The 23,790-nt window shown below is 35.1% G+C and carries 24 protein-coding genes and 4 pseudogenes; 12 read left to right on the top strand and 16 right to left on the bottom strand.

Translation table 11 applies throughout. The features are described 5' to 3' along the window. The coding region (locus FFM68_RS12460) for an IS6-like element IS1216 family transposase (RefSeq protein WP_163309879.1) at positions 1–554 on the bottom strand (554 nt) is incomplete at its 3' end. A 61-nt stretch (positions 555–615) separates the two neighbouring features. Here FFM68_RS12460 and FFM68_RS12455 point away from each other — a divergent pair. From FFM68_RS12455 to FFM68_RS12440, 5 genes and pseudogenes are all read left to right on the top strand, one after another. Then, on the top strand, positions 616–1,383 hold the full coding sequence (locus FFM68_RS12455; protein ID WP_239585174.1) for a ParA family protein: 768 nt from the start codon (positions 616–618) through the stop codon (positions 1,381–1,383). Continuing rightward, on the top strand, positions 1,376–1,717 hold the full coding sequence (locus tag FFM68_RS12450) for a DUF5388 domain-containing protein (RefSeq protein ID WP_137619605.1): 342 nt from the start codon (positions 1,376–1,378) through the stop codon (positions 1,715–1,717). Before FFM68_RS12455 ends, FFM68_RS12450 begins: the two co-directional genes overlap by 8 nt. 132 nt (positions 1,718–1,849) lie before the next feature. Next, a complete protein-coding gene (locus tag FFM68_RS12445) occupies positions 1,850–2,224 on the top strand; it encodes a hypothetical protein (RefSeq protein ID WP_137619604.1) in 375 nt (124 codons plus the stop codon). Then, a complete protein-coding gene (locus tag FFM68_RS13150; protein ID WP_167483495.1) occupies positions 2,217–2,402 on the top strand; it encodes a hypothetical protein in 186 nt (61 codons plus the stop codon). The genes FFM68_RS12445 and FFM68_RS13150 overlap by 8 nt, the downstream gene beginning before the upstream one ends. A gap of 100 nt (positions 2,403–2,502) precedes the next feature. Then, positions 2,503–2,796, top strand: a pseudogene (locus FFM68_RS12440) (Fic family protein); the annotation flags it as partial. 54 nt (positions 2,797–2,850) lie between these two features. Here FFM68_RS12440 and FFM68_RS12435 read toward each other — a convergent pair. Further along, positions 2,851–3,057: pseudogene (locus FFM68_RS12435) on the bottom strand (IS6 family transposase); the annotation flags it as partial. Between the two features lie 32 nt (positions 3,058–3,089). On the opposite strand from FFM68_RS12435, the gene FFM68_RS12430 reads away from it, so the two are divergent. Continuing rightward, complete coding sequence (locus tag FFM68_RS12430) at positions 3,090–3,488, top strand: zinc-binding metallopeptidase family protein (protein ID WP_244925820.1); 399 nt, start codon at positions 3,090–3,092, stop codon at positions 3,486–3,488. Positions 3,489–3,601: 113 nt separating this feature from the next. Here the strand turns inward: FFM68_RS12430 and FFM68_RS12425 are convergent, their stop codons facing one another. The 10 genes and pseudogenes from FFM68_RS12425 to FFM68_RS12380 all read right to left on the bottom strand — a co-directional run. Then, positions 3,602–4,144 carry a TetR/AcrR family transcriptional regulator gene (locus FFM68_RS12425; RefSeq protein WP_137619602.1) on the bottom strand — a complete coding sequence of 181 codons (543 nt, stop codon included), beginning with the start codon at positions 4,142–4,144 and terminating at the stop codon, positions 3,602–3,604. 21 nt (positions 4,145–4,165) lie between these two features. Further along, on the bottom strand, positions 4,166–5,026 hold the full coding sequence (locus tag FFM68_RS12420) for a phytoene/squalene synthase family protein (protein ID WP_137619601.1): 861 nt from the start codon (positions 5,024–5,026) through the stop codon (positions 4,166–4,168). Beyond that, complete coding sequence (locus FFM68_RS12415) at positions 5,016–6,503, bottom strand: phytoene desaturase family protein (protein ID WP_137619600.1); 1,488 nt, start codon at positions 6,501–6,503, stop codon at positions 5,016–5,018. Before FFM68_RS12415 ends, FFM68_RS12420 begins: the two co-directional genes overlap by 11 nt. A 3-nt stretch (positions 6,504–6,506) precedes the next feature. Beyond that, a complete protein-coding gene (locus FFM68_RS12410) occupies positions 6,507–7,190 on the bottom strand; it encodes an ABC transporter ATP-binding protein (protein ID WP_137619599.1) in 684 nt (227 codons plus the stop codon). An 11-nt stretch (positions 7,191–7,201) separates the two neighbouring features. Then, entirely contained in the window at positions 7,202–8,269 is a 1,068-nt protein-coding gene (locus tag FFM68_RS12405; protein ID WP_137619598.1) for an ABC transporter permease, read from the bottom strand. A 38-nt stretch (positions 8,270–8,307) separates the two neighbouring features. Further along, entirely contained in the window at positions 8,308–9,081 is a 774-nt protein-coding gene (locus tag FFM68_RS12400; protein WP_204652637.1) for a DUF1295 domain-containing protein, read from the bottom strand. Beyond that, a complete protein-coding gene (locus FFM68_RS12395) occupies positions 9,078–10,859 on the bottom strand; it encodes a DegV family protein (RefSeq protein WP_137619597.1) in 1,782 nt (593 codons plus the stop codon). Before FFM68_RS12395 ends, FFM68_RS12400 begins: the two co-directional genes overlap by 4 nt. Before the next feature lie 5 nt (positions 10,860–10,864). Then, positions 10,865–11,272 carry a DUF2177 family protein gene (locus FFM68_RS12390; protein WP_137614767.1) on the bottom strand — a complete coding sequence of 136 codons (408 nt, stop codon included), beginning with the start codon at positions 11,270–11,272 and terminating at the stop codon, positions 10,865–10,867. Between the two features lie 240 nt (positions 11,273–11,512). After that, the gene (locus FFM68_RS12385) at positions 11,513–12,193 is read right to left on the bottom strand and encodes an IS6-like element IS1216 family transposase (RefSeq protein ID WP_001015311.1); all 681 of its coding nucleotides are present in this window, start codon (positions 12,191–12,193) and stop codon (positions 11,513–11,515) included. A gap of 74 nt (positions 12,194–12,267) precedes the next feature. Further along, positions 12,268–13,092: pseudogene (locus FFM68_RS12380) on the bottom strand (Y-family DNA polymerase); the annotation flags it as partial. Between the two features lie 595 nt (positions 13,093–13,687). Here FFM68_RS12380 and FFM68_RS12375 point away from each other — a divergent pair. The 6 genes from FFM68_RS12375 to FFM68_RS12340 all read left to right on the top strand — a co-directional run bounded on the left by FFM68_RS12375 (position 13,688) and on the right by FFM68_RS12340 (position 20,205). Beyond that, on the top strand, positions 13,688–14,500 hold the full coding sequence (locus FFM68_RS12375) for a ParA family protein (protein ID WP_002287942.1): 813 nt from the start codon (positions 13,688–13,690) through the stop codon (positions 14,498–14,500). A 16-nt stretch (positions 14,501–14,516) separates the two neighbouring features. Further along, positions 14,517–14,942, top strand: coding sequence for a hypothetical protein (locus FFM68_RS12370; protein ID WP_002389872.1), 426 nt, complete (start codon positions 14,517–14,519; stop codon positions 14,940–14,942). Between the two features lie 591 nt (positions 14,943–15,533). Then, positions 15,534–17,033, top strand: a complete 1,500-nt coding sequence (locus tag FFM68_RS12365) for a primase C-terminal domain-containing protein (protein WP_137619596.1) — start codon at positions 15,534–15,536, stop codon at positions 17,031–17,033. Between the two features lie 135 nt (positions 17,034–17,168). Beyond that, positions 17,169–17,456: a type III secretion system protein PrgN gene (locus FFM68_RS12360; RefSeq protein ID WP_137619595.1), complete on the top strand. Its 288-nt coding sequence runs from the start codon at positions 17,169–17,171 to the stop codon at positions 17,454–17,456. Between the two features lie 3 nt (positions 17,457–17,459). Beyond that, positions 17,460–17,774, top strand: coding sequence for a hypothetical protein (locus FFM68_RS12355; protein WP_091898667.1), 315 nt, complete (start codon positions 17,460–17,462; stop codon positions 17,772–17,774). Between the two features lie 1,648 nt (positions 17,775–19,422). Next, complete coding sequence (locus FFM68_RS12340; protein WP_137619593.1) at positions 19,423–20,205, top strand: TdeIII family type II restriction endonuclease; 783 nt, start codon at positions 19,423–19,425, stop codon at positions 20,203–20,205. A 13-nt stretch (positions 20,206–20,218) separates the two neighbouring features. Here FFM68_RS12340 and FFM68_RS12335 read toward each other — a convergent pair whose 3' ends face one another. The 4 genes and pseudogenes from FFM68_RS12335 to FFM68_RS12320 form a co-directional block, all read right to left on the bottom strand. After that, positions 20,219–21,595 carry a DNA cytosine methyltransferase gene (locus FFM68_RS12335; protein WP_137619592.1) on the bottom strand — a complete coding sequence of 459 codons (1,377 nt, stop codon included), beginning with the start codon at positions 21,593–21,595 and terminating at the stop codon, positions 20,219–20,221. A 205-nt stretch (positions 21,596–21,800) separates the two neighbouring features. Further along, positions 21,801–21,920 (bottom strand): annotated as a pseudogene (locus FFM68_RS12330) (zinc ribbon domain-containing protein); the annotation flags it as partial. 3 nt (positions 21,921–21,923) lie between these two features. Then, positions 21,924–23,096 (bottom strand): hypothetical protein, encoded by a 1,173-nt coding sequence (locus tag FFM68_RS12325; protein ID WP_137619591.1) that lies wholly within the window; start codon positions 23,094–23,096, stop codon positions 21,924–21,926. 39 nt (positions 23,097–23,135) lie between these two features. Continuing rightward, complete coding sequence (locus tag FFM68_RS12320; RefSeq protein WP_137619590.1) at positions 23,136–23,648, bottom strand: hypothetical protein; 513 nt, start codon at positions 23,646–23,648, stop codon at positions 23,136–23,138. Positions 23,649–23,790 lie beyond the last annotated feature (142 nt).

The following is a 23,790-nucleotide window of genomic DNA, read 5'->3' as shown; positions in this document are numbered from 1 at the left end:
GTGCGTAAACTTCGATAGAATTTATTGCGTCTCTTTACTGGACGATGGTCTTGTTCAATCAAATTATTCAGGTATTTAATGGTACGATGTTCTGTCCCTTGATAAAAGCCGTATTCTTTTAGTTTCTTAAAGGCACTTGTAATAGAGGGGGCTTTATCTGTGACTACAACCTTCGGTTCATCAAACTGCTTCACTAACCGCTTAAGAAAAGCATAGGCTGCTTGTGTGTCCCGTTTTTTACGTAACCAAATATCCAAGGTTAAACCATCTGCATCGATGGCTCGATACAAATAATGCCATTTTCCTTTAATTTTGATGTACGTTTCATCCATTTTCCATGAATAAAAGGATTTTTTATTTTTCTTTTTCCAAATTTGATAGAGTAGTTTGCCATATTCTTGCACCCAACGATAAATCGTCGTATGAGAAACGTTAATGCCACGATCATATAAGATTTCTTGAACTTCACGATAGCTAAGGTTATAACGAAGATAGTAGCCCACGGCTACAATAATCACATCCTGCTGAAATTGCTTTCCTTTAAAATGATTCATCGTCATTCCTCCTGCTATCTTTTTCTATTATTCTACCTTATTTGATAGTAGATTTAAAACTTTGCAACAGAACCTGGGGTATCATCTAGCTGCAAAAGGTTTTAAAACACTTCTAATTGATTTGGATCCCCAGGCAAATGCAACGGCACTTTATTCTCTTACAAGACAAAGTCAAACTGGTGAGGTTATGACGTTCAATAAAACATTAATGTCTGCTATTGCGGAAGATGATGTCAAAAGTATAATTACACCTATTAAAGAGAATCTGTTCTTGTTACCTAGCTTCGCAGATTTAACTTCTTATCCTTTATTTTTAGAAAAAAAGTTCCCAAATAACTTAAAAAAACGGTCTACTTATTTCTCTGAAATTGTTAAACAATTTGAAGAGAATTTCGACTATATTTTATTTGATGTACCTCCTACACTTTCAACATTTACCGATTCAGCAGTTCTTGCTTCAGACTACATTGTTATTGTTTTGCAAACGCAAGAGCGTTCATTTATCGGAGCCGAAGCATTTATAAAATATTTACAAGAATTGATGGAAGTTTATGAAACAGACTTTGATATTTTAGGTATCTTACCCGTCTTGCAAAAAAATAATGCAATTGTCGACCGATCAGTCTTGCAGAATGCAACCGAATCATTTGGTAAAGAAAACATGTTTAAAACAGTGATTAAAAATATGGAGCGTTTGAAACGTTATGATATGACCGGAATCGTCGATCCTAAAATCAGCGAGAGATTTGACGTTCACGATAAGAATGTCCATGCCTTATACAGTGACGTGACAGACGAATTGATTGAAAGGATTGAAGGGAATGACTAATAAGAAAAAATCTAATTTATTAAAACCAAGTACGCCAGCGCAACCAGCACAAACGTATACGCGACAAAATATCTATTCTGTCACAAATTCAGATGCACTACCTACTAAAGTGCTTCCTGAAGCAAAATCAGTTAGAGGAAAAAGAACATCAATTAGTTGCTTTCAAGATACAAAAAATAGCCTACAAGCTTTAATTACTATAATGGATAAAAAAAACGTCGATGAAGTCGTGGAATCTCTCGTTGATGCCTACAAAGACTTAATGTCTGACGAAGAACTCAATGAATTTCGTTTAATTCGAAAATCATTAGATAAACGTACTATTAAACGTTAAAACGTGTTGTCAGAAGAGGTTTTAACGGTGTTTTCAGGTTTATGATCGATGAGTTATACGTATATGAGCCTGTAAATCGCATGAAAAACATACTCTATAATAGGAATAAATGAATATAGGATGGTGTATCGAATGGCTGATGAAACGTTAAAAGATGTGATCCATGATATAGAAGTGTTTAAAGAAAAAAATGTTGAACAGGTCCGACTAAATATTAATAATGAAATTTCTACACTTAAAAAAGATATTCCACAAGAACTCAACACCGACGAATTTGATTTAAAAATTCAAAAAGAAATTGATACAAAGTTAGCTAAATTTCACGATGATCTGGATATTAAGCCCAAAGCTCTTTACTATTCATTAAAAACGGATATAGAGCTTAACGAAAACATAACTGAGAAAGAATTAACCCTATCTGCTTATAACTTTTTAGAAAAGTACACTAAGAATAAAGTGTTAAAAAAAATACTAAAAGAACTTAAAAAGGAGAATAAAAATGGCTAAGCCTCTTGTTAGTTTTCTTATGAAAATAATGGCAGTAATTGCGACTGCTATATTAAATCAAATTCAAGATTATCTTTCTAGCGAACAATTCAAAACCTTAGCCAAGTCGACGATTAAGTCCTTTGTTGAGCGGATTGTTCAATTAGTAATGAAAGAACAGAATATGCCGATAAAATAACAAAAAGATAAAAGAATCGAAACCTTGTTTTAAAAAAGTTTTGATTCTTGAATTTTTGCTTTAATTTAAAATCAGTAGTAAAAGAAGAGAGGGAGAGCGTATGAAACGTTTTTTAGATACATTCACGCAGGATTATCTTGATGATATTCTTGTACGATTAGCCCACCACTCAGCAGGAATTGAAGGCAATACCATTTCCTTGCCTGCGACTGTTTCAATTATTGTGAATGGAACTTTACCTATGAGTGGGAAGGCGACCGTTCGTGAATTTTACGAGATTGAAAACCACAAACAAGCTTTTGAGAACATGCTGTCCCACTTACTGAACGAAGATCCCTTAACGATTGCTATTGTTAAGGACATACATGCCGATTTAACAGATCGTTTGCAGTATGGTTCTGTTGCAAAGTTTTAAATAAAGAATAAAATCCCTTACGGTATCTATGATTTAAGCTGGGATTCCCAATAATACCTTGATTTCAGTACAGACCGAAAACCCGAAGAGAGTGCCTTCTTTTCGGGTTTTCTTATATAATCCTCGAATGGCTTCCATGCCTTTAATCGTGGTAGAGGCAGTGCGTAAACTTCGATAGAATTTATTGCGTCTCTTTACTGGACGATGGTCTTGTTCAATCAAATTATTCAGGTATTTCATCTATCCAAGTGATGGCAGAGGCAATTTCAAATATGAATCTTTTGAAGATTGATGAAAATACAACAACAACTATCGGAAAAGTAATTTGTGACTATCCAACAAATGTTGTTCCTGAGATTACAACATTTGCCATGGAAATACGAAGTCTTAATCATGAGAGTGGTAAAAAACAGTTAGATCACGTTATTGAAACGCTTAAAAAAGCAGCAGATAAATTTGACGCGAAGTTAGAATATGAAGTCAATCAAAGCTTATATGCTTATTATCATGAAGACGATAATCGGGTAATTAAACGTTTTAAAGAAATGTGCAAACGGCATAATCTTAACTATCAAGGACTAGTAATGCGTGGAGGTACAGATGTTAGCGGTCTGACTTTTAAGGGGATTGTTGATGATAGCTATCAGCCTTTTTTTGAAGAACTTGATTAAATAGTGTGATAAGTTTTTTCAACCACTTATACTTACTGAAAATTCTGTTTAACTGGTAAACAAAGATAAATCCAAATAAGAGGTTATATGTACATAGCCTCTTATTTGGATTATTATTCAGACTGGTATATCCCATGTAAGTATAAATAGATTCTTTTAGAGAAATCTTCACTTCTATCCGTGCTATCTAAGTATGCTGCCATTAATATAAATAATTGACTTACTGCAAAATCAATATCCACTGAATGTCGTAGATGATTTTTATTTTCTTGTAGTAGCTGGATAAATGGAGATTTATAAGACTTTAAAAATAATTGATACAGTTTCATAGAAGTTTCTTTAGATACAGTATGCTGTATATCATGCATCATTACAAATAAATTAAAAGGATGCTTGGCTTTTAAAAATTCAACCATCTCTAATAATTTTATCTCTAAGGCAGAACTTGACGCGTTTGCAATTTTTTTTAAGTTAATCTCTACGTCATTTGATAAACGCAACATAACTCGATAGTAAATATCTTCCTTATTTTTAAAGTGATAGTAAATTGTTGGTTGTGTTACGCCCAAAATTTGTGTGATTTGTCTGGTAGATGTAGCTTGATATCCTTGAGTCATGAATAGCTGTTCGGCTACATCTAAAATTTCTTCGTACATAAAATCACCTGAATTCTTATTCTACATGTTTCTTTTTAATGCATGAATTAACTCAATTTTTCTACGAGTACTAACCACATGTTTCTTTTCATAAATATTATAGTGGTTTCTTCTAATTTCAGGGAGTAATTCTTTGTAAATCATAAGTGCACTTAAGAGTGCATGGCGTGTGTCATTTGCAATAAAAGGAATCATTTCTAAGGATTCATTATATAGTTTTTCTGCTTTTTTTGCTAGTTCCTCCCAAAGATTAATAAAATTGTCTGATATAATTTGTTTTTCTAAATGTGTTGTTGTAATTTGGTAACGAAGCATATCTTCTTTCGGGAGATAAATTCTACCTAAACGATAATCTTCGCCAATATCTCGCAAAATATTTGTCAGTTGCATTGCTTCGCCTAATTTTTTTGCGGGTGTGATAATTTTAGTTGGGGTAGGAGATAGCACAGGTAGAAGCATTAATCCTACACTACCAGCTACATAATAGGCATAATCTAATAGTTCTTGTTGTGTTTTTGGCTGTTGAAAATTCAAATCCATGCGTTGTCCTATTAACATATCATAAAAGGGGCGGATATCCATTGGAAATTCACTAAAAACGGCTTCTAAAGCTAGCCACATTGGATGATTGGGAACTGATCCAGCTTCAAATGATTCTAATTCTTGAAAAAGTTGTTGTAATTTTTGAGCATCTTTCTCTTCGTCTACTATATCATCAGCTACTCGACAGAATGTATAAATTGCATAAATACTTTGAGCTTTCTTTTTTGGTAGTTGAGAAAAAGCGGCATAGAAAGACTTTGAATGTTGTTTGATAGTTTGTTCGCAAATTTTAAATGCTTGTTTGCGATCTTCAAAAATATTTTGCTGATTAATTTTCATCTCTAACTAACTCCTCTACTGCCAGTTTTGCACTTTGCATAACAATAGGAACACCGGCTCCTGGATGGGTACTACTACCACAAAAATAAAGATTTTCTGCATAATCAAATTTGTTGTGTGGACGATAGTAATTACTTTGTGACAAGATTGGCTTCAACCCAAATGTCGCACCATTATAGGCATTGAATTGTTGCTTGAATTTATCTGGTGTGTAATATTCTTCAAACACGATATGATCATTTAGATCTGTAAATTGCGTTTTCGTTTGGATCAACTCAACAATTTTATTGCGATACGTTTGAATCGCCTGATCTGACCAATCATTATATTTTGACACTTCTGGTACTGGGATCAAGACATATAGACCTTCCTTGCCTTCTGGTGCTAAATCTTTATCAAGTAAAGTTGGACGATACAAATAAAATGAAGGATCTTCTGGAAGTACACCGTCTTCAAACAAATCACTCACATTGCGTTCAAAATCTTCAGCAAAATAAATACTATGTAACGTCTCTCCTGGATAATGCTTATCTAAGCCAAGATACATCAAGAAGCAAGAACATGAATACTCCATTTTATCGATTTTTTTGTTAGTATATTTTCCGCGTTTCTTTTCGTCTGGGATCAAATGCTTCATTGCATATGGAAAATCAGCTCCACACACGACAGCATCGGCTGCAATCATCTCTTGGCCAATACGGATTCCTTTGGCAGACTTTTGTTCGATGACGATTTCATCGACTGGTGTGCCATAATGAGCTGTTCCACCTAATTCTTTGAACAATCGGTCTAATGATTTCGCTAAGGTATACATCCCACCTTTCATAAAATGGACCCCATAAAAGAGCTCGATCATCGGAATAATCGTATACAGTGATGGACCTTGATACGGTGAAACACCGATATACAATGTCTGAAAGGCAAGCGATTTACGCAAGCGGTCATCTTTGACAAATTTAGAGATCGAAGAATAGGCATCACTAAACGTACGCAAACGAACACCCGCCCACAACGATTTTGGATTATAAAAATCAAGCGGACCACGGAACGATTTCATGATAAAGTGTTCTTTTGCAATCAAGTATCGTTTGTAGATATCCGCTAAAAAGGCAAAATAGCCTTGCGCATCTTCTTCTGAGATATCTTCTAACGTTTTTGTCAACGTCGTAAGGTCACTTGAAAATAGCAATGGGTCATCGTTTGCAAAAAACAATTCTAGCATTGGATCGACTTTTTCCATTGGAATATAGTCATCAGGATCTTTCCCGCAGACTTCAAACACCTCACGATAAATTTCGGGCATCATCACGATCGTTGGCCCTACGTCAAAAAGAAAGCCATCTTTTTCGATTTGATTCATTTTCCCACCAGGCTTGACGTCTTTTTCATATAAATGAACATCATAACCCAGATTTTGTAAACGAACAGCTGCACTTAATCCTGCTACGCCTGCTCCAACCACTATAATTTTTTCCATGTACTATTCACCTGACTTTTCTTTTTTTTCGGTTAACTCTCCATCTTTCATTATATAAACTTTATCACAATAGTCGACTAAACGGAGGTCATGCGTGACCATGATCGTCGCTTTTTGTTTTTCTTTCGTTTCTTTTGCTAAAATTTTGACCACTTCATAAGCTTTTTCCGTATCTAAACTTGCAGTGGGCTCATCAGCTAAAATAATCGTAGGATCATGATATAAAGCACGGATGATAGCGATTCGTTGACGTTCTCCTCCTGAAAGCTCTTCTGGATATTTTGAAACTAATTTTTCGACGCCTAGTTGAGTAAATAATTCTGTTCCAACTGACCGTGCTTTTTGTTTCGTGACTTTATCGACTAATTTCAATTGATCTTTGACGGTCAAAAACGGAACAAGATTTGATGCTTGTAAAATAAAGCCGATTTCTTTAAAACGTAAAGCCGCTCGTTGTTTTTCTTTTTTCTGACTAAATGGTTGGCCGTTGATCAAAACTTCACCTGAAGTTGGACTCTGTAAGCCTCCGATAATGGTTAAAAATGTACTTTTTCCAGATCCCGATGGTCCAATAATAGCTACAAATTCTCCTTTATCTACTGAAAAATTCGTTTCTTTTAACGCATGAATCGTCTCATCACCATCCTGAAATTGCTTGGTCACGTGCTTCATTTCTATCGCGCTCATCTATTTTCCTCCTAACTAATGGCTTTTAATGGATCGATTTTGACAATAGTACGAACTGAGAAAAAGGCTCCAATGATTGCAACGACAACCATCATAATACTGACTGCGGCAAAAAATAACGCATTACTTTGAAACGGTACCGCTTCTGGCAATATAAGTCCTGAGCCGATCGTAGCAAGCAACCCGATCCCAACACCCACAACCGCTAAAAAGAACGTTTGGGCAATAACAGAGCGGGCAATGTAACTACTAGAGATTCCTTGGGCTTTCATCACACCAAAAATCGCCGTTTTTTGCATCGTTAAAACATAGATGAAGATCCCAATAACTACTGCAGCGATGACGACTAAAAAGCCGATCATAAAACCAAAAGTCAACACTTGGGCATTATATCCCGGAAGTTTATTGATAAATGTTGAAATCGTTAAACGTTGTAAACTACTTGGTACATCCGTTAGTTTCCCTTTTGTCACAATGGCATTTAATTTCATCGGTTGCATTTGCGCACGTTCACCGTATTTTAGTTTGTGGACCGTATCTAGCGTTGTGTACAGGATTGGTGCCACATTAAATTTTGCATTTTTTGTAAATCCTGTGATAGTTAATTCTTCTTCATTTGTTGCTAAGATGATCGTATCGCCGATTTTATACCCTGCATTGATTTTTAAACTTTCATCGGCAACGACCTCATTATCTTTTGTAAATAATTTTCCTTCTGTAACTTCTGGAGTAATAAACTGATCTGGATTGATTCCAAAGAAACTGACATTTTCTTTTTCTGATTTATCCCCTTCACGATAGACGATACCAGAAAGTTGTGACAATTCAGCCTTGTCTTTGACATCAACCTTATCAAAATCTTTAGGATCGATCATCGACATATTCAAATTATCATTGGCTTCACTGGATAATAAAATATTATCTGCTTGCCATTTATCGATTCCCATTCGATTTTCTTGGGCTAATCCGTAAGCTAATCCTGTCAAAAAAAAGACCAGATAGGCAATTAAAAACATCACACCAATGACTAATGTGTAACGTAATTTAGAATGTTTGATTTCATTTAATGCTAAAAACATCGATTTTCCCCCTTTTTGGTAGAAAAAAAAAACTAAACTTATAGCCCTTTTTTCCCAATAATTGGAAAGAATTTTGCAGTATGTGCTGCATATTCTTTAAAGTCTTGACGATCATGGTATTTCTTTTCTAATAATGGAACTCCTGAAACAAATAATAACAACAATGTAATACAGATTGGACTTAAAATCAGCCATAATGTCGACCAACTTGTCAGCGCAACTAAAAATACACCCCACCAACAAACGGCTTCACCAAAGTAATTTGGATGACGTGTTACCGACCAAAAACCACTTGTTAGTAATTTGCCTTTATTCTGTGGATTTTTTTTGAACTGTTCTAATTGACGATCGCCGCCAACTTCAAAAATAAAGCCAATCAACCAAATCAAAACGCCAAGCCATTGCCACCACATCATGGATTCATTTGGGTTAGCAAATGTATACGTGATCGGTAGCGCAATAATAAATAATAATACGCCTTGCAAGACGAATACATTTAAGAACGCTTTGATATCGACATATTTTGTCCCCCAGCGTTTACGCATGTTCACATAGCGATAGTCTTCTGGCTTGTTCCAATTGCGACGAGCAAGATGGGTAAATAATCTTCCACCCCATAATGTCACGAGTACTAAAATAGCTAATTGTTGTAATGTAATCAAATCTGTAGCAATCAAACCGCCCCAAGCTACTACAACGAACCCCCCACCCCAAGCAATATCGACTAACGAATACTTGCGTTTACCTTTTGAAATAATAAACCAACAAATAAAATAGATGAGTAATGCAAATGCAACAATCCCATACATCATTTTTCTTCCTCCTTTAATACCCCGGCGATCGCTAAACTTGATTGTCCCGCACTGATCGCAATCGCTGCTGAGCTTTCTACGATCGCATCGACTGGTATCGCTCGTGCGTTTAAGCTCGTTTTCCAATCAAGTGCTGCTTGTTCATTAAACACATGTGTGACATAAACTGCTTCTAAACGCTGTTTGTTAGCAAATCCGCTGACCTTTTTTGTGATTTTTTTCAAACTTTGTTTTTGACTCAAAGAAGCGCCAATCAACTTGCCATCGCCTTCTTCATTTAGACTGACGATTGGATGAACAGAGGCTTTTTGAGCGATTTTTCCTAAGAATTGGGGAATTCTGCCAGATTGAATCATCGGATCTAAATCCGCTACTGCTACATATATAAAAATACGTTCACGCAAGGACTGCAATTCATTCACGACTGTTTCAAATGATTTATCTGCCTCAACTAACTCTACGGCTCGTTTGACAAGTAATCCTTGGGCAATCGAATTGAGCTTCGAATCGATTACTTGAATCCAGTTAGAAGAGAGCTGTTTTTCTTTTATGCGTTGGGTGATCAATTGATACGTTCCACTTAATTTAGCCGCTACACTGATAACCAACACATGATCATATTTCCCTTCTAAAAACGAAAGCAAGGCATCGACCGTTTTTATATTCGGTTGCGCAGTACTCATACTTTTAGCTATTTTTAGTCGTTGCTGTAAATAATCTGGTTCGATAGTCAATTTGTCTAAAAATGTTTCTTCATCTAGTAAAAGATTCATCGGTAACACATGTACTTGATGTTCCAAGCTAAAATCTTTTGGTAAGTCTGCGATCGAATCGGTTACAATCGCAATTTTTGCTTTTGCGTTTTGTCCAATTTGATATTGCAATTGCATATCGTCGACTTTTTGATACGCCACTTGACCATTAGATACTAAATAAGACATCAATCGTGCAGGTTCACTAGTGTGGATATGTATCTTTACTTGTGTTTGATCACCAATCAAAACCAAAGAATCACCATAGTGTGCCAGTTGTGCTTTAAATGTGTCAAATTCTATCGTCAACTGTTTGACTAAAAATTCTGAACAATAACGATATCTAGGTGCCTCGCTTAGAAAATGTTCTTCGATTGCTTCCTGTTGATCTACTTGCATCTTTTCATAGTGAGAGACATCCCCATTACAAAAATATTCGGTTAGACCGGCAATAAAATAATAAAATCCTTTTGCACCTGCATCGACTAATTTATTCTTTTTCAGTACAGCCATTTGGAACTGTGTCTGTTCCAACGCTGCTTTAGTCTGTCTTTTTGCAACCGTCAACGCCTCAATCAGGGTATTTCCGTGTTCGATCTGCTCAACGAGATGTTCTGACCACACATGCATAACTGATAAAATCGTACCTTCTTTTGGTTCCAAGACAGCTTGATATGCTTTTTTTGACGCTTCTTGTGCTGCATAAACAAGTGCTTTTTCTGCTACGAGTGCATCATCATAGCTAGTACTTAACCCATAAAAATATTGAGCAAAGATCATACCCGAATTTCCTCTAGCACCCATCATTGCCGCTTCTGATAATTGGTTCAATCCATCTTTGATGCTGTTTGTTTGTATGGAAACTTGGTCTAAGATCGTTTGCATCAAAGCAGCCAAGTTACTCCCAGTATCTCCATCAGCTACAGGAAATACATTGATTCGATTCAATTCTTGTTTTTGATTGACAACTTCTTTAGCCCCATTCAAAAAACCTTCGAGTAACTTGGTTCCTTCTGATTCTTTCATTTCATTCACATTCCCTTAAAAAAATTCGCTTGGATCATATAAACAATTGCCGACGTCACAGCGGTTACACCAGTCCCCCAAGCAAGGTCGATAATCGTCATCTTCACTGGCCAATCTTTAAGCGTGGCTAAATTTGTCAAATCGTACGTTGCGTAACAAATCAACCCAAATAATGCTCCCGCACCGATTGTATAAAGAATACTCTGTTTTTCGACTCCTGGTAATAATACGAAAAAGACAACACCTATCACATAAAGCACATAAAAAATCACTGCTGGAGCCAATTTTACTTCTCCCATTAGTTGTCCAATAAAATGTTGATACATTTTTTTCGATACCACCAACAACCAAAATAAGTCAAAAATCAAAAAGACAATCGCACTTGTTAAAAATAATTTGAAAAATTGTGACATGCCTTTCTCCCCCTTATCACTTGATAAGCAAAGTGTAGCATATCTCCATTTTCATGCCTAGATTGTTGCTCAAATTCAAGCGCTTTTTTCTACTAATTAACTAACACGTTACTTTTTATGACAAAAAAAGAACATGCTCTACGCATGCTCTTCTACTGAACCAAATAATATAGCAAAGAAAAAACCGGTTCTGTTGCAAAGTTTTAAATAAAGAATAAAATCCCTTACGGTATCTATGATTTAAGCTGGGATTCCCAATAATACCTTGATTTCAGTACAGACCGAAAACCCGAAGAGAGTGCCTTCTTTTCGGGTTTTCTTATATAATCCTCGGATGGCTTCCATGCCTTTAATCGTGGTAGAGGCAGTGCGTAAACTTCGATAGAATTTATTGCGTCTCTTTACTGGACGATGGTCTTGTTCAATCAAATTATTCAGGTATTTAATGGTACGATGTTCTGTCCCTTGATAAAAGCCGTATTCTTTTAGTTTCTTAAAGGCACTTGTAATAGAGGGGGCTTTATCTGTGACTACAACCTTCGGTTCATCAAACTGCTTCACTAACCGCTTAAGAAAAGCATAGGCTGCTTGTGTGTCCCGTTTTTTACGTAACCAAATATCCAAGGTTAAACCATCTGCATCGATGGCTCGATACAAATAATGCCATTTTCCTTTAATTTTGATGTACGTTTCATCCATTTTCCATGAATAAAAGGATTTTTTATTTTTCTTTTTCCAAATTTGATAGAGTAGTTTGCCATATTCTTGCACCCAACGATAAATCGTCGTATGAGAAACGTTAATGCCACGATCATATAAGATTTCTTGAACTTCACGATAGCTAAGGTTATAACGAAGATAGTAGCCCACGGCTACAATAATCACATCCTGCTGAAATTGCTTTCCTTTAAAATGATTCATCGTCATTCCTCCTGCTATCTTTTTCTATTATTCTACCTTATTTGATAGTAGATTTAAAACTTTGCAACAGAACCTTTTACTTTGTATTTCTGACCTAAGAATGATCGATCGACGCCCCAGCTGTGTGCATATAGTTGAGTACCTAAGACACCAAAATTTTGCTTCAGCTGATAGTAATTTGCGTGTGCCAGATCATGCATAGTAAATATACCCATTCGCTTCAGTCTGATTGCAGTCCGACGTCCGATACCCCAAACGTCTGTAATGTTTTCTACTGACCAAAGCTTTTGATGAACGTCTTCATAACGCCATTCTGCTTTCATATCTGAATTTTTTTTACTTTCGAGGTCTAGTGCGAACTTGGCCAAGAGCGGATTGTCACCTATTCCGATCGTTGTGAAAATTCCAGTTTGTCGATAAACGTCTGTTTGAATCATTCTCGCCAGCTCTCTTGCGTCCTTTGCACTGAACAGCTTTAATGAGTCTGTGACGTCCACGAAGCTCTCATCGATGCTGTATACGGAATGATTTTGTTCGTCAGCGTACTTCTTGTAAATGTTGTTAATCTCCATATTCTTTCTCATATACAGTGCCATTCTCGGTGGTGCGATTACGAGGTCTTCCGGATACGGAAAAGGAAGATCTCGTGATCGACTGACATTAGAAATTCCATAGGCTTTTTTTGCGGCCGGACTCGATGCCAGGATCAACCCACTCCCCCGCTGAGAAGGATCGTCTGAAGGATAGGACATGACAACTAACTTTGCCTTTAAAGGATTTAGTCCTCTTTCTACGCATTCTACGGACGCATAAAATGACTTACAATCGATACAAAGAATATCCCGTGAGGGTTCTTTTGTGTAGTCAAACCTTGGGTTTACGCCAAATTGCATAACCATGATAAATCACCTTTTCTAAAAAAAGATACGTTTTATATACACATTAGAACACATGTTCGTTTTTTTTAGTCAAGGAAATTCAACGATTAAAAATATTATTATAGATTAGTCTTCAATAAATTATAGTATATCTTATACATTAAATAATAAAGTATAAGATATACGTTTAATTAAGCATATCTTATACCATAAACGTTATTTTGAAATTTTATCAGAATGATTTTTTTACGTCAGCCAAACACTGAATCAAGAAATTTGTTGTATGAATCTGCTATTAAATAAAATATAGCAGAAATAATAAATATATTTTGTGTAACTTATATATTAAATAATAAAGTATAAGTTATACGTTTAATTAAGTATAACTTATACCATAAACATTATTTTTAAATTTTATCAGAATGGTTTTTTACTTCAGCCGGAACACTAATTCAAGGGATCTGTAGTATATATCTGCTATTAAATGAAACATATCAGATATATTGAATATATTAAGTATAACTTATACTTAATATATAAAGTATAAAATAAATATTGAATAAAATAAATATATAAGTTATACTTTAAATAAAGATTAAAGAAAGTAGGTAAAAATATGACAGCAACTACTTATACAGTCGGGAACTTTAAAGGTGGAGTAGGAAAAACCAAGATAGTTACAATGCTAGCTTTTGATAATGCTGTAGTAAATAAGAAAAAAACACTGGTAATAGATATTGATCCGCAAGCCAACGCTTCACAAATATTAGCAAGAACTGTTGACTTAGATCATATTGATAAAACAATAGTTGATGGAATCAACGAAGAAAATCTTTCAATTTGTATAACGCCGATTATGGAAAATCTAGATTTAATTGCATGTGATACAAGTTTTAGATCGTTTTCTAACTATGTTATTGCTAACTTCGAAGATGAAAAAGAACAAATCATGGTTTTAGAAAAATTGTTGGAACCTATTAAAGAAAATTATGAGACCATTTTTATTGATGTGCCTCCAACTATTAGTGCATATTCAGATAATGCTATGGCGGCCTCTGATTATAGTATAATAGCTTTTCAAACACAAGAGGAATCGTTAGATGGAATTGGAAAATATGTTGGGTACCAAAAATTTATGATTAACAACTACGATATTGATCTTGAAGTGATATCTATAATTGCATGCATGCTTGAACCAGACGATGATTTAGATAAAAGTGTATTGAGCGAGGCTATGGATTTATATGGATCCGCTGTATCGAAGAATATTGTTAATTTCCAAAAACGACTAAAACGTTATTCTAGAGAAGGAATATCTTTGAAAAAGTATCGAAACGGAAATTATGATCAATGGGACTATAGGGCACATGAACCGTTTATAAAAATACTAGCCGAACTTGAATCACGCAGAAAAATATTTGAAGAATAGCTAGGAGGGAAAGAATATGAGTGAAAGGAAAGAATTTAATGTTGATACCAAAGTTGATACAGAATATGCTGGTCTCTTACAACCAGGAATAAAAAAGAAAAAATCTGTATCAATTAGAGGAGAAAACGAATTTGGATACTCTTCTTTGATGAATAAGAAACCAAAAGCGATTACTTCAGTAGCAAGTAAAAAACGAGGACGTCCTATAGAAATTACAGATGAGAGATTTAAAGTTACAAAACCCAAAAAAATATCTCCTGCTTTGGAGTCAAAATTAAACGTACTACAAGACTACGTTGAGGAACTTCAATCAGTGCAGGGGAGGATTACCTTTGAAAAACTTATTGACACTTTATCGGAAGCGTATATTACACAAAAATTAGGTGTGGCGAAAGAGGAACACTTGAGAGAAGAAATAAAAGATGCATTTGATAAGCTTTAATTTTTTAAGTCATTCAACAATAAAAGTATAAGTTATTACTGATTACCAAAACATAAAGTATAAGTTATACTTTATGTTTTTGCGTCACAAAATATTTGTTGTTAGGGAAAGCTTATTTTGAAGGTATCGTTTTATTACCTAATGAAGTGATTTAAAGTATAAGATATACAATAATGTCTAATTAGGTATAACTTATATGAGGTTTATTTAAGTATAACTTATACTTTATTAAAATTTCTTCTTGTACAGATTTAACTGTTTTGTTATATTCAAATAAATAATACATATAAAAAAGAGACGGATAAAAAAGTGAATTTGGCCTCACTTCTTCATCTGAATCACATACAACAACTATGTGTTCTCGTTCGTCTCATGGAAATTATGTGAGTGGCTGGAAACCACTTATGTGATTTGAATAAATCTATTCGGACTACCAATCCGAACCTATAGGTTTATTTTACCATTTTTTGACGAGCAACTCAATATATATACGCTTATTTTGTCGTTCCTTTGAGACTTCTAAGCTATTGGGAGAACACAAATCTTTAAGATTATTTGTGTTCTCTTTTAGTTTGGGAAGGAATAACAGTCATGGCAGCTTCTTTGGATGTCGTATATTCGACGGTATTACAAAATGGTATCCGTAAATTTAAATATAAAAACAGCCACCTAAAACCGGTCTCTTTTAGTGATCAGTCAGGAAAGGGGGCTATTTTTGCGTACCGTTCAAAGAAACACATGATCGAAGGGATTGGGCTAGTGATCACTTCAGAAGAAGGGGTGATCGAGAACAATAATCGATTCACCCATTGGACACCAAATGTATTTCGCTATGGAACGTATGCTGATGAAGCCAGAATGTTTACAAAAGGTCATTCTGAGGACAATTTGCGTCAAATCAATACTTTCTTTGTTGATTTTGACACATTGGATCCAAACTTTGACTATGGAGAAATTATCTTGGCCAGTCACGAGATCGGCTTTATGCCGACAATGATTCTACGTACACCGCATGGATTTCAAGCTTTCTATGTACTAGACAAGCCTGCATACGTGACGAAGAAATCAAATTTTAAAGTGATCAATGTGGCCAAAATGATCTCAAAAAATCTAAGAAACAAATTTTCAAATGATTATCGGTTTCCTGTTGATGTAAATGCCAATCATTTTGGGATCACACGAATGCCTTCTGAAGAGAATGTTTTATTCTTTGAACCACAGTATCGTTATAGTTTCGAAGAATGGATCGACTGGTCAATGAGAGAAGATGCGGACAAAAAAGCTGAGATCAAGAACGTTTTTGTATTACCATCTACTCAAGAATTTCGTCAAGTCGATGAACCCTGGTTCCAGCTGTTGCTAAAAAGTCAAAAAATACAAGGTGAAAAGGGCGTATATGGTCGAAATAATGTCATATTCACCTTGTCTTTGGCATACTTTTCGTCTGGATACGAAGTAGAAGCATGTGAATTGACGATGTTAGAATTCAATGACCGCTTGGCTAACCCTTTATCTGATCGAGAATTAACCAGAATCATTTGTTCCGCTTACTCCGGAAAATATCAAGCAGCGCACAGAGAAAAAGTTGTCCTATTATGCCAAGAGTGGGTCGATGCCAATCTTTCTGAAGAGCAACTATTCAACAAAAAACGGGGTTGGTGGAAATTCAAGAAAGAAAGAGCTGTTCGCAAGTATTCACATAGTCATGAATGGGCAGAAGATCTACTGTCCTATTTGAATGAGCAATCCTATGAAGAACAACCATACATTATTTCTACAAAAAAAGAGTTAACTGAACGTTTAAAGATCCCAAAACGTTCCCTGGACAAAGTACTGAAGCAGTTAAGAGAAGAGAACAAAATTCATTTTCGTGTTCGTGCTGGTCGTAATGGGGGTATTATGTTAGCTTCGATACATGGATTGATGCGCTCCGTTATCCGGCTAAAAAAAGAAAGCCGGGGGGCTTATTTCGCTGCGATCTCAGAAGCTTTTGGAAAAGAATACACGTTTATCCAGACAGCACTGAAACGCTTGATAGATCCCAATAAGATCGGCGTGCAAACAGATCTGTTCATGATCGATACAGGCTGAAATTAAAAGGTGCAAATTGCCTATTACATTATATCTATGATACGTTCCTTCTTTTCTCCGCTTTGCTTGCTGGTCTTAAGAAAGAGTAGTATTATTATCGCAAACGTAATAATATGGGGGGAGGTCTTTCTGACTATGAGTATCAATACCTTTGTATATCCCTATCCGATCAATGTGTTTATTATTTCGCAGTTAGGTCTGACAGTAGAGCAATTTTGTGAATTACATGGCTATAAGCAGAGTACAGTAGCAAGTTGGGTAACAAGAAACCGTACCGTAAAGACGTTGCCTTGTGATTTTTTGTATTGTCTAAGCCTTTCTTCAGGCTGGTCAATGGATGATGTTTATCGTCATTTATTGGTGTTGGAGGAGAGGTTTTTAAAGAGTATTGATCCCAAGAAGAAGAAAGAGCAGGTGGATTGATGAATGATTGAGGAGGAAATAGCTGAGCTTAATAGGATCAAAGAATGGGCTGTTATTTTGAAAATCTATTATGGTATTCTGATTCTTTCTTTTATTACGGCCGGATTAGTTTCTCTTTTATTGGTTCTTTTATCGTTATGGACGAATATGATGCTATTTTTGTCTTTACTTTTACTGTTTTTCTTAGGATTAGGGGGAGTAGGTACTGCTATTTTGGATGACTATAAGTGGTCGTTGTTTAGTGGAATTTGTAGGAGAATGAAAAAAAGTGCAACTGTTGAGTCTTATGAATGCTGGAAGAAGGAAATGAATGTGTAGAGGTATACAAAAGAGCCTAGCAATAGATACTAGGCTTTTTCCTATGGCTTTAAAATGTATACAGGTGGAATATGAATGTTGTTTGGACGATCAACGTTTCTGTCAGATAAACGTTGGAAAGCGCCGTGTAGACCTTCTACCAAATGACTGGATGGCAATAAATTGTGCCAATTTGTTACGATTTGATTTAATTTATTTAATCGATTCTGTTTTTCATTAAGTTGATCATCCATGTAAATATTTAGTACGTTTGTTAGGTATTGTGCCCATATTTTTAATTCGATAGAGTCCACATGGTCTGCTACGAAAGCTAGTTTTTCCAATACGAGTTTAGATTTTTCAAAGTACACTAAGTCTATTAAGTAGTCAGATAGGATAATATTTTTTGTAAAAATGGCTGAATAAATCCATGGCATTGAAGTCAACAGCAAGTAGTTTCTGGCTAATTATTGGCAGCTGGTCAATAGTTAATGGGGTAATAAAGTCTGTGAAAAATTGGAAATCATAAGAAGTCAGGTACGTGGCTTCTTATGATTTGATTTATAAGACCCAGGGCTTTAGTGATATCGATTTTAGGAATTTGAGTAGTGTCATTTGATAAAATTTTCTCAAGCAGCATTCTTAAACGGATTAGTGTCAAATTATTGTTTTCGTTTCTAAAACATCCTTGTATAGCAAGATAGCTTGTTGAACATCATGATGTTCAACAAGGTTGTAACGTTTTTTTGAGTGTTGTTGTCTTCGGATATCGAATTCAAACAATCACTACTTATCACTAACAAGTCAATTATCAGATTGAACAGAAAAGTGGATTGACAGCTGAAGCAGTTGCAGAGCTCAAAGATTACTCAAATAAACAATTTCAAGGCTAGTATATGATACAAAATTCATCATTAGGGTAAAAAGAAGTGTTTGGAGATACGGTACCTTGTACGATAAAAGCGACCTATCCATTTTTATTTCTGCTAGACAATATCTCTGTGAAAATCGGAATTGAAGGGTAAGTGCCTTCTCAAGTGAGTTGAAGATATTGGAAAAGATTTTTCCTTTGAACGAAATGAAGTTGATTACTGATGAATATAACTAGGAAATGACGCAATCGATTGGGAATAGCCTAGTAAATCAAATTGGAGTGTCGACGCTGATTTTACAACATTTTGTTGCTGTAAAACTAGCATAATTTCAATTAAATTCAAATCGTGCCCCACCAAATACCCCACCAAAATTCTTGGTGGGGTTTATTATTGTTTTTTTAGTTTAGTGTATATGAAACAGATGCAGGTCATTTCATTTATATTTTCTCTTACTATCTAGTTAGGTATTTTGTAGCAAAACTCCTTAAAAGTACTTTCCACCTTCAACATCTGAAACAAACTCTACTGACTAATACAGCAACTACTTGCTCGTTTGCCCGCACCACCGTTTCAGAAACCATTTTATTTAGTCGGATTCACATCCATAAAAAAAAAGAGCCTATAGTAGCGTATACTACTTATAATATCCTCTCTTGATTACGGTCAAAAATACACGGGGTAGGGCTACCCCATTCTTTTGTAGCATGATTTCTTCTAAAACGTCCCCTAAAATAAGTATTCGTTTTCTGCTATACTGAATATAAAATACGCACGTAAAGTGGAGGATCACAGTAATGAATAGCAAAACAAAAATTAAAGTTGAAACAAGGATACGTGAAAAAATGGACAATATCCTTGCTAAAAGGCTTAAAGAACTAGACAGCGATATGACTAACATTCGTCAAAATAATCCTTTTGGTAGCAGACTCGTTCCAAATGAAATATGGAAAGGCTCAAAATTCGAACGATCTTTTGTAACTTCCTTCGGTCAGGGTGTTTATGAGCAAATAGCACTTGATATAGCCATTGGCAGTGGAGCTTTTGCAGAAAATCAACATAGCGAAATAGTTAAAATAAACTCTTGGCAGGAGGAAGGAATAAACAACCTGCTTTCTAAACAAAGGAGCGGTGCTAATGCAGGTACACCTGATTGGGAAAGTGAAGTTGAAAAAATTTATGCCTTAGATACCCCACGTTATTCAGAGGTTAATACTCTTTTTGATTTATACGTACAAAGGGACAGCGGCACAAGCGAATACTATTCCATAAAAACTGTAAAGCCCAATCTAGATCAAACTGAGATTGCTAAGCGAGATATGTTACGAATCAGAATGGCAAAGCCGGATTCAAAGGCCTACTTTGCCCTACCTTACAATCCTTATGGCGAAGAAAATTCTTATGATTGGAAAATGCCTTACAAACTTTTTGACATGAACAACTGTCCCGCCGTTCTAATAGGATCAGATTTTTGGAATGCTATTGGAAATGATCAACATACATTTTCTGAACTCCTTGATATTTTTGACGATTTGGGAGAGGAATATCATGAGAAAATTAAAAGAGACTATTTGGGTTAATAGTCTCTTTTATTTACCCTCTATCTAAGCTGTGGATTCGTTTCATCTCATTCTCAAAGGTTATTTCATTAGTGTTTTTATACCTAGAATACTTGAAATTATCAAATTGTGGCAACGCCTCGCCTCTCATATCAGCTAAAATAGTTCTCGCAACTGCCTGCCCCAATTGAATAGGTACAGCATTACCAATTTGTCTATAAACATCTGTCAATTCTCCGCAAAATTTCCATGTTTCAGGAAAACCTTGAATTCTTTTATACTCTTGAATACTCAAAGGTCTATCTTTTTCTGGATGACATAAATCTGTTGCTGGCATAGTCGGGTTAGTAACTAGAGTAGGTGACGGTTTATCATAAGACAATCTACGATAAAAACCTGTTTTACCACCACCTAATTCAAATGATTTTCCCATAGCTTTGGGTTGTACATCTTTGGGTAAGTTTCTCCAATTTTGTCCTTCTGATAGCATTCTATAATATACAAGTCTTTTTTCAGGAAATTTGACATAATCATGATCTCTATCGTCCTGAGAAATACCAACTAAAGCTTCCCTTAATACTTTCCACTTAGGTAGATCGTATTCTGACTGATCGGAGTTAGTTGGCGATAGGTATGGAACTTTTTCTGCTCCTAATTTACAAATCATGATCACACGTTCTCTGGTCTGTGGACTACCAAAGTTGGCAGAATTATACAACTCAAAAGAGACACTATAGCCAAATTCCTTAAGCAAGTCCATTACATAAAGAAGGGCTCCGCCTTTTACCGGCTCTCCTCCATCAACAACTGGGTATTTAGCAGATAACAACCCACGAACGTTTTCGATTAAAGCGTACCTAGGCTTCAGATCGCCTATTAGTCTAACGAACGATAAAAAAACATTTCCACGGTCATCATCAAATCCTAACCTTTTTCCTGCTGTAGAGAATGCCTGACACGGAGGCCCTCCGTAGATCAAATCTATCGTTTGGTCTTTTGGTAACTTAGCATAATTTAATATATCTTCTGCTGTATAACGTTCCATGTCACCTATTAAAGCAATATCTGGCTTATTTGAATGAATTGTCTTTCGTGTTTCTTTATCTATTTCACTAGCCAGTAAAGGAGTTATCCCTTCTTTCTCTAGCCCAATATCTAAACCCATAGCACCAGAAAAAAAGCTTAATGCTACAATTTCAGGAATATCACTCGTTTCTCTCGGGTGATCCTCGGGTTCAACCACAATATTATAGTCCTTTATATATCTTTTTAGATCATTTTCATTTATAATCCATTGGTTACCTATTTTTTTTGCAAGTATACTACCAGCCCGTATTTTAGAGCTTACATTTTGTTTGGTTACTTTTAAAAAATCAGCAACTTCAGAGACACTCAAAAGCTTCCCTTCCAAGGTATATCACTCTTTTCAATTCGGAATTTTTTTATATACCTATAATAATGTATTTGCCATTCTAAATCAATGGAAAAATCTTAAGTCTTAAGAAATACCCACTTTTCACTATCGATCATATGAATAATACGGTTTTGTTTCGAGCTTCAATATTAATAAATCAAAAACGTGATTACTTGTAAAATTCCTATTTCATTTTCACTCTCTAATCTATAAAAAGAATTTCACTATATGGTATCTGAACGTATATTTTATCTTTCTTTGGATAGTATTCAATGTTGATATTAATTGCACTGCCGTTATCTAGTTCAGCTTTTGCCTCATAAAATTACTGTTTGATCATATCCTCAGTGACAGTTCTACCGTCGTCTAAATGAAATCTTACTTTTGCTTTATTATGGGAAACCCATTCCACTTGCACGGTTGAAATATTTGCTGATCCATTGATTGAAAAACTACTACTGTAATCAATAGTGTTAGTATCTACCGTTTTAGGATTTTCAAAAGCAAATTTCTCATTGCCGAAAAGATAAGTTGCCCCATAAGGTGAAATTATGATTTCGCTTGCTAAACCACTGATTTTCCAATTACCAATTAATGGATTACTTTCATTTTCTGATGGAACTGTAAAACTAGAAGTGGACGCAGTTGTACTTTCATGCCGTACCCCATCACTACTCTTTGAATTATTAGAGCTAAAGGAATCTAGTACCATGAAATCCTCTGTATCTATTAACATAATTTTCTCAACATCTTTTGTATCATCAGACATTGCAACAACCATAACCTGTTCCTCAGATTTATCTATTACAGAATAATCACTCACCTGTATTTCCTCAGGTGTTTGTCCTTCACTTTTCAGTGTTGCCATTATTACAGCCTTTTTTCTATTTGAGAGCTCGGTATAACTTTGGGCACTCTCTTGAGAAACTTCTTCAATTTCATCAGATGTCAATTTTCGATTTTCTTTTTTATCACTTGAGCTTTCTTCGCTTTCTGTCAAATTATCTCGTGTATCAGATTCTTCGCTCTTTTCATTGTCTCTTCTAATAAAATTAATTGATAACGGCTCTTCCTCCTCTGTCCCGTCACCGTATGAATAAATAATCGTTAATAACAACGACTCTCTTCCAGTCTTTTTTTCAAATGAATTATCTCTCGTAAAGATTCCTTTGCCGTTCTCTATGTCACCGTTTTGAAACATTTTTGGAAATAATTCTTTTAAAGAATCACCATCTAAAACAAGACCAATTAAATCATCTTGCTTTTCATAATTTGGACTCACTTCCGTTGTTTCTACCTTTCCAAGCATCGCATGAGTTACTAAAACCCTATCTTCTGTAATCCCTAGAACAAACTTTGGTGTGGTAGTAGAAACCCATTGCCCCTGAAACCATTCAGCCTCTTTTTTACTCACATCTGTTTTACCTACTAGTGAACACCCACCAAAGAATAGCAATATTACCATCATGATCAATAATGACTTCCAACATTTTCTCATTGATTATTCTCCCTTGTACACCCGTTAATTTTGTATTATTTAGTTTACCTCACGTTTATCAAAATAATATTTCAGTCCAAACATAGCACTTGTGACAATAATTAGAATATTTCGAATTGAAAATTTACTTTTCTTAAAGTTAGACTCTTTTTTTGAAATTTTATACAACGGTAGTTTATATGAAAACTCTCCGTCATTTCCAGTTATATAGATAACATCCGTCTCACCACTAGGGCTCGGATTTTCTATTTTAGGTGTTGTAATATCGTACATGAACGACGTATCAGGAATGTCTTCTTTGTCAATAAGGTAATCTACCCCATCCTTTCTTAGACTATATTTGATTTCTTCACCCTCCGAGGTCAGTTCATACATTTTTTTATTATCTATTTTAAATTGACTTCCTTCTGCTAGAACATCTGTTGGTTCCCAATACCCATTAAAGCCTTTGTACTGACTATCAAAAAAATAATTAGCGATAAATCTTCCTCCAACTAAACTAATTACCATAAACCCTAAAAAGATGACCATTGATCTACTAAATCTACCCATTACAATTCATTCTCCTTATTCACTGTATTCATTTTAACTCATATGATAAATTGTACCGGTTATAAATTATTAGCACAACCCACTTTAAAAGTCATCATCCTATTTTTTACAAGTAATTATAAAATTTAAACTAACACTAAAG

This window comes from Enterococcus xiangfangensis (genome assembly GCF_005405365.1).
Classification (GTDB): domain Bacteria; phylum Bacillota; class Bacilli; order Lactobacillales; family Enterococcaceae; genus Enterococcus_A; species Enterococcus_A xiangfangensis.
This window is presented reverse-complemented; position numbering and strand designations above follow the sequence as displayed.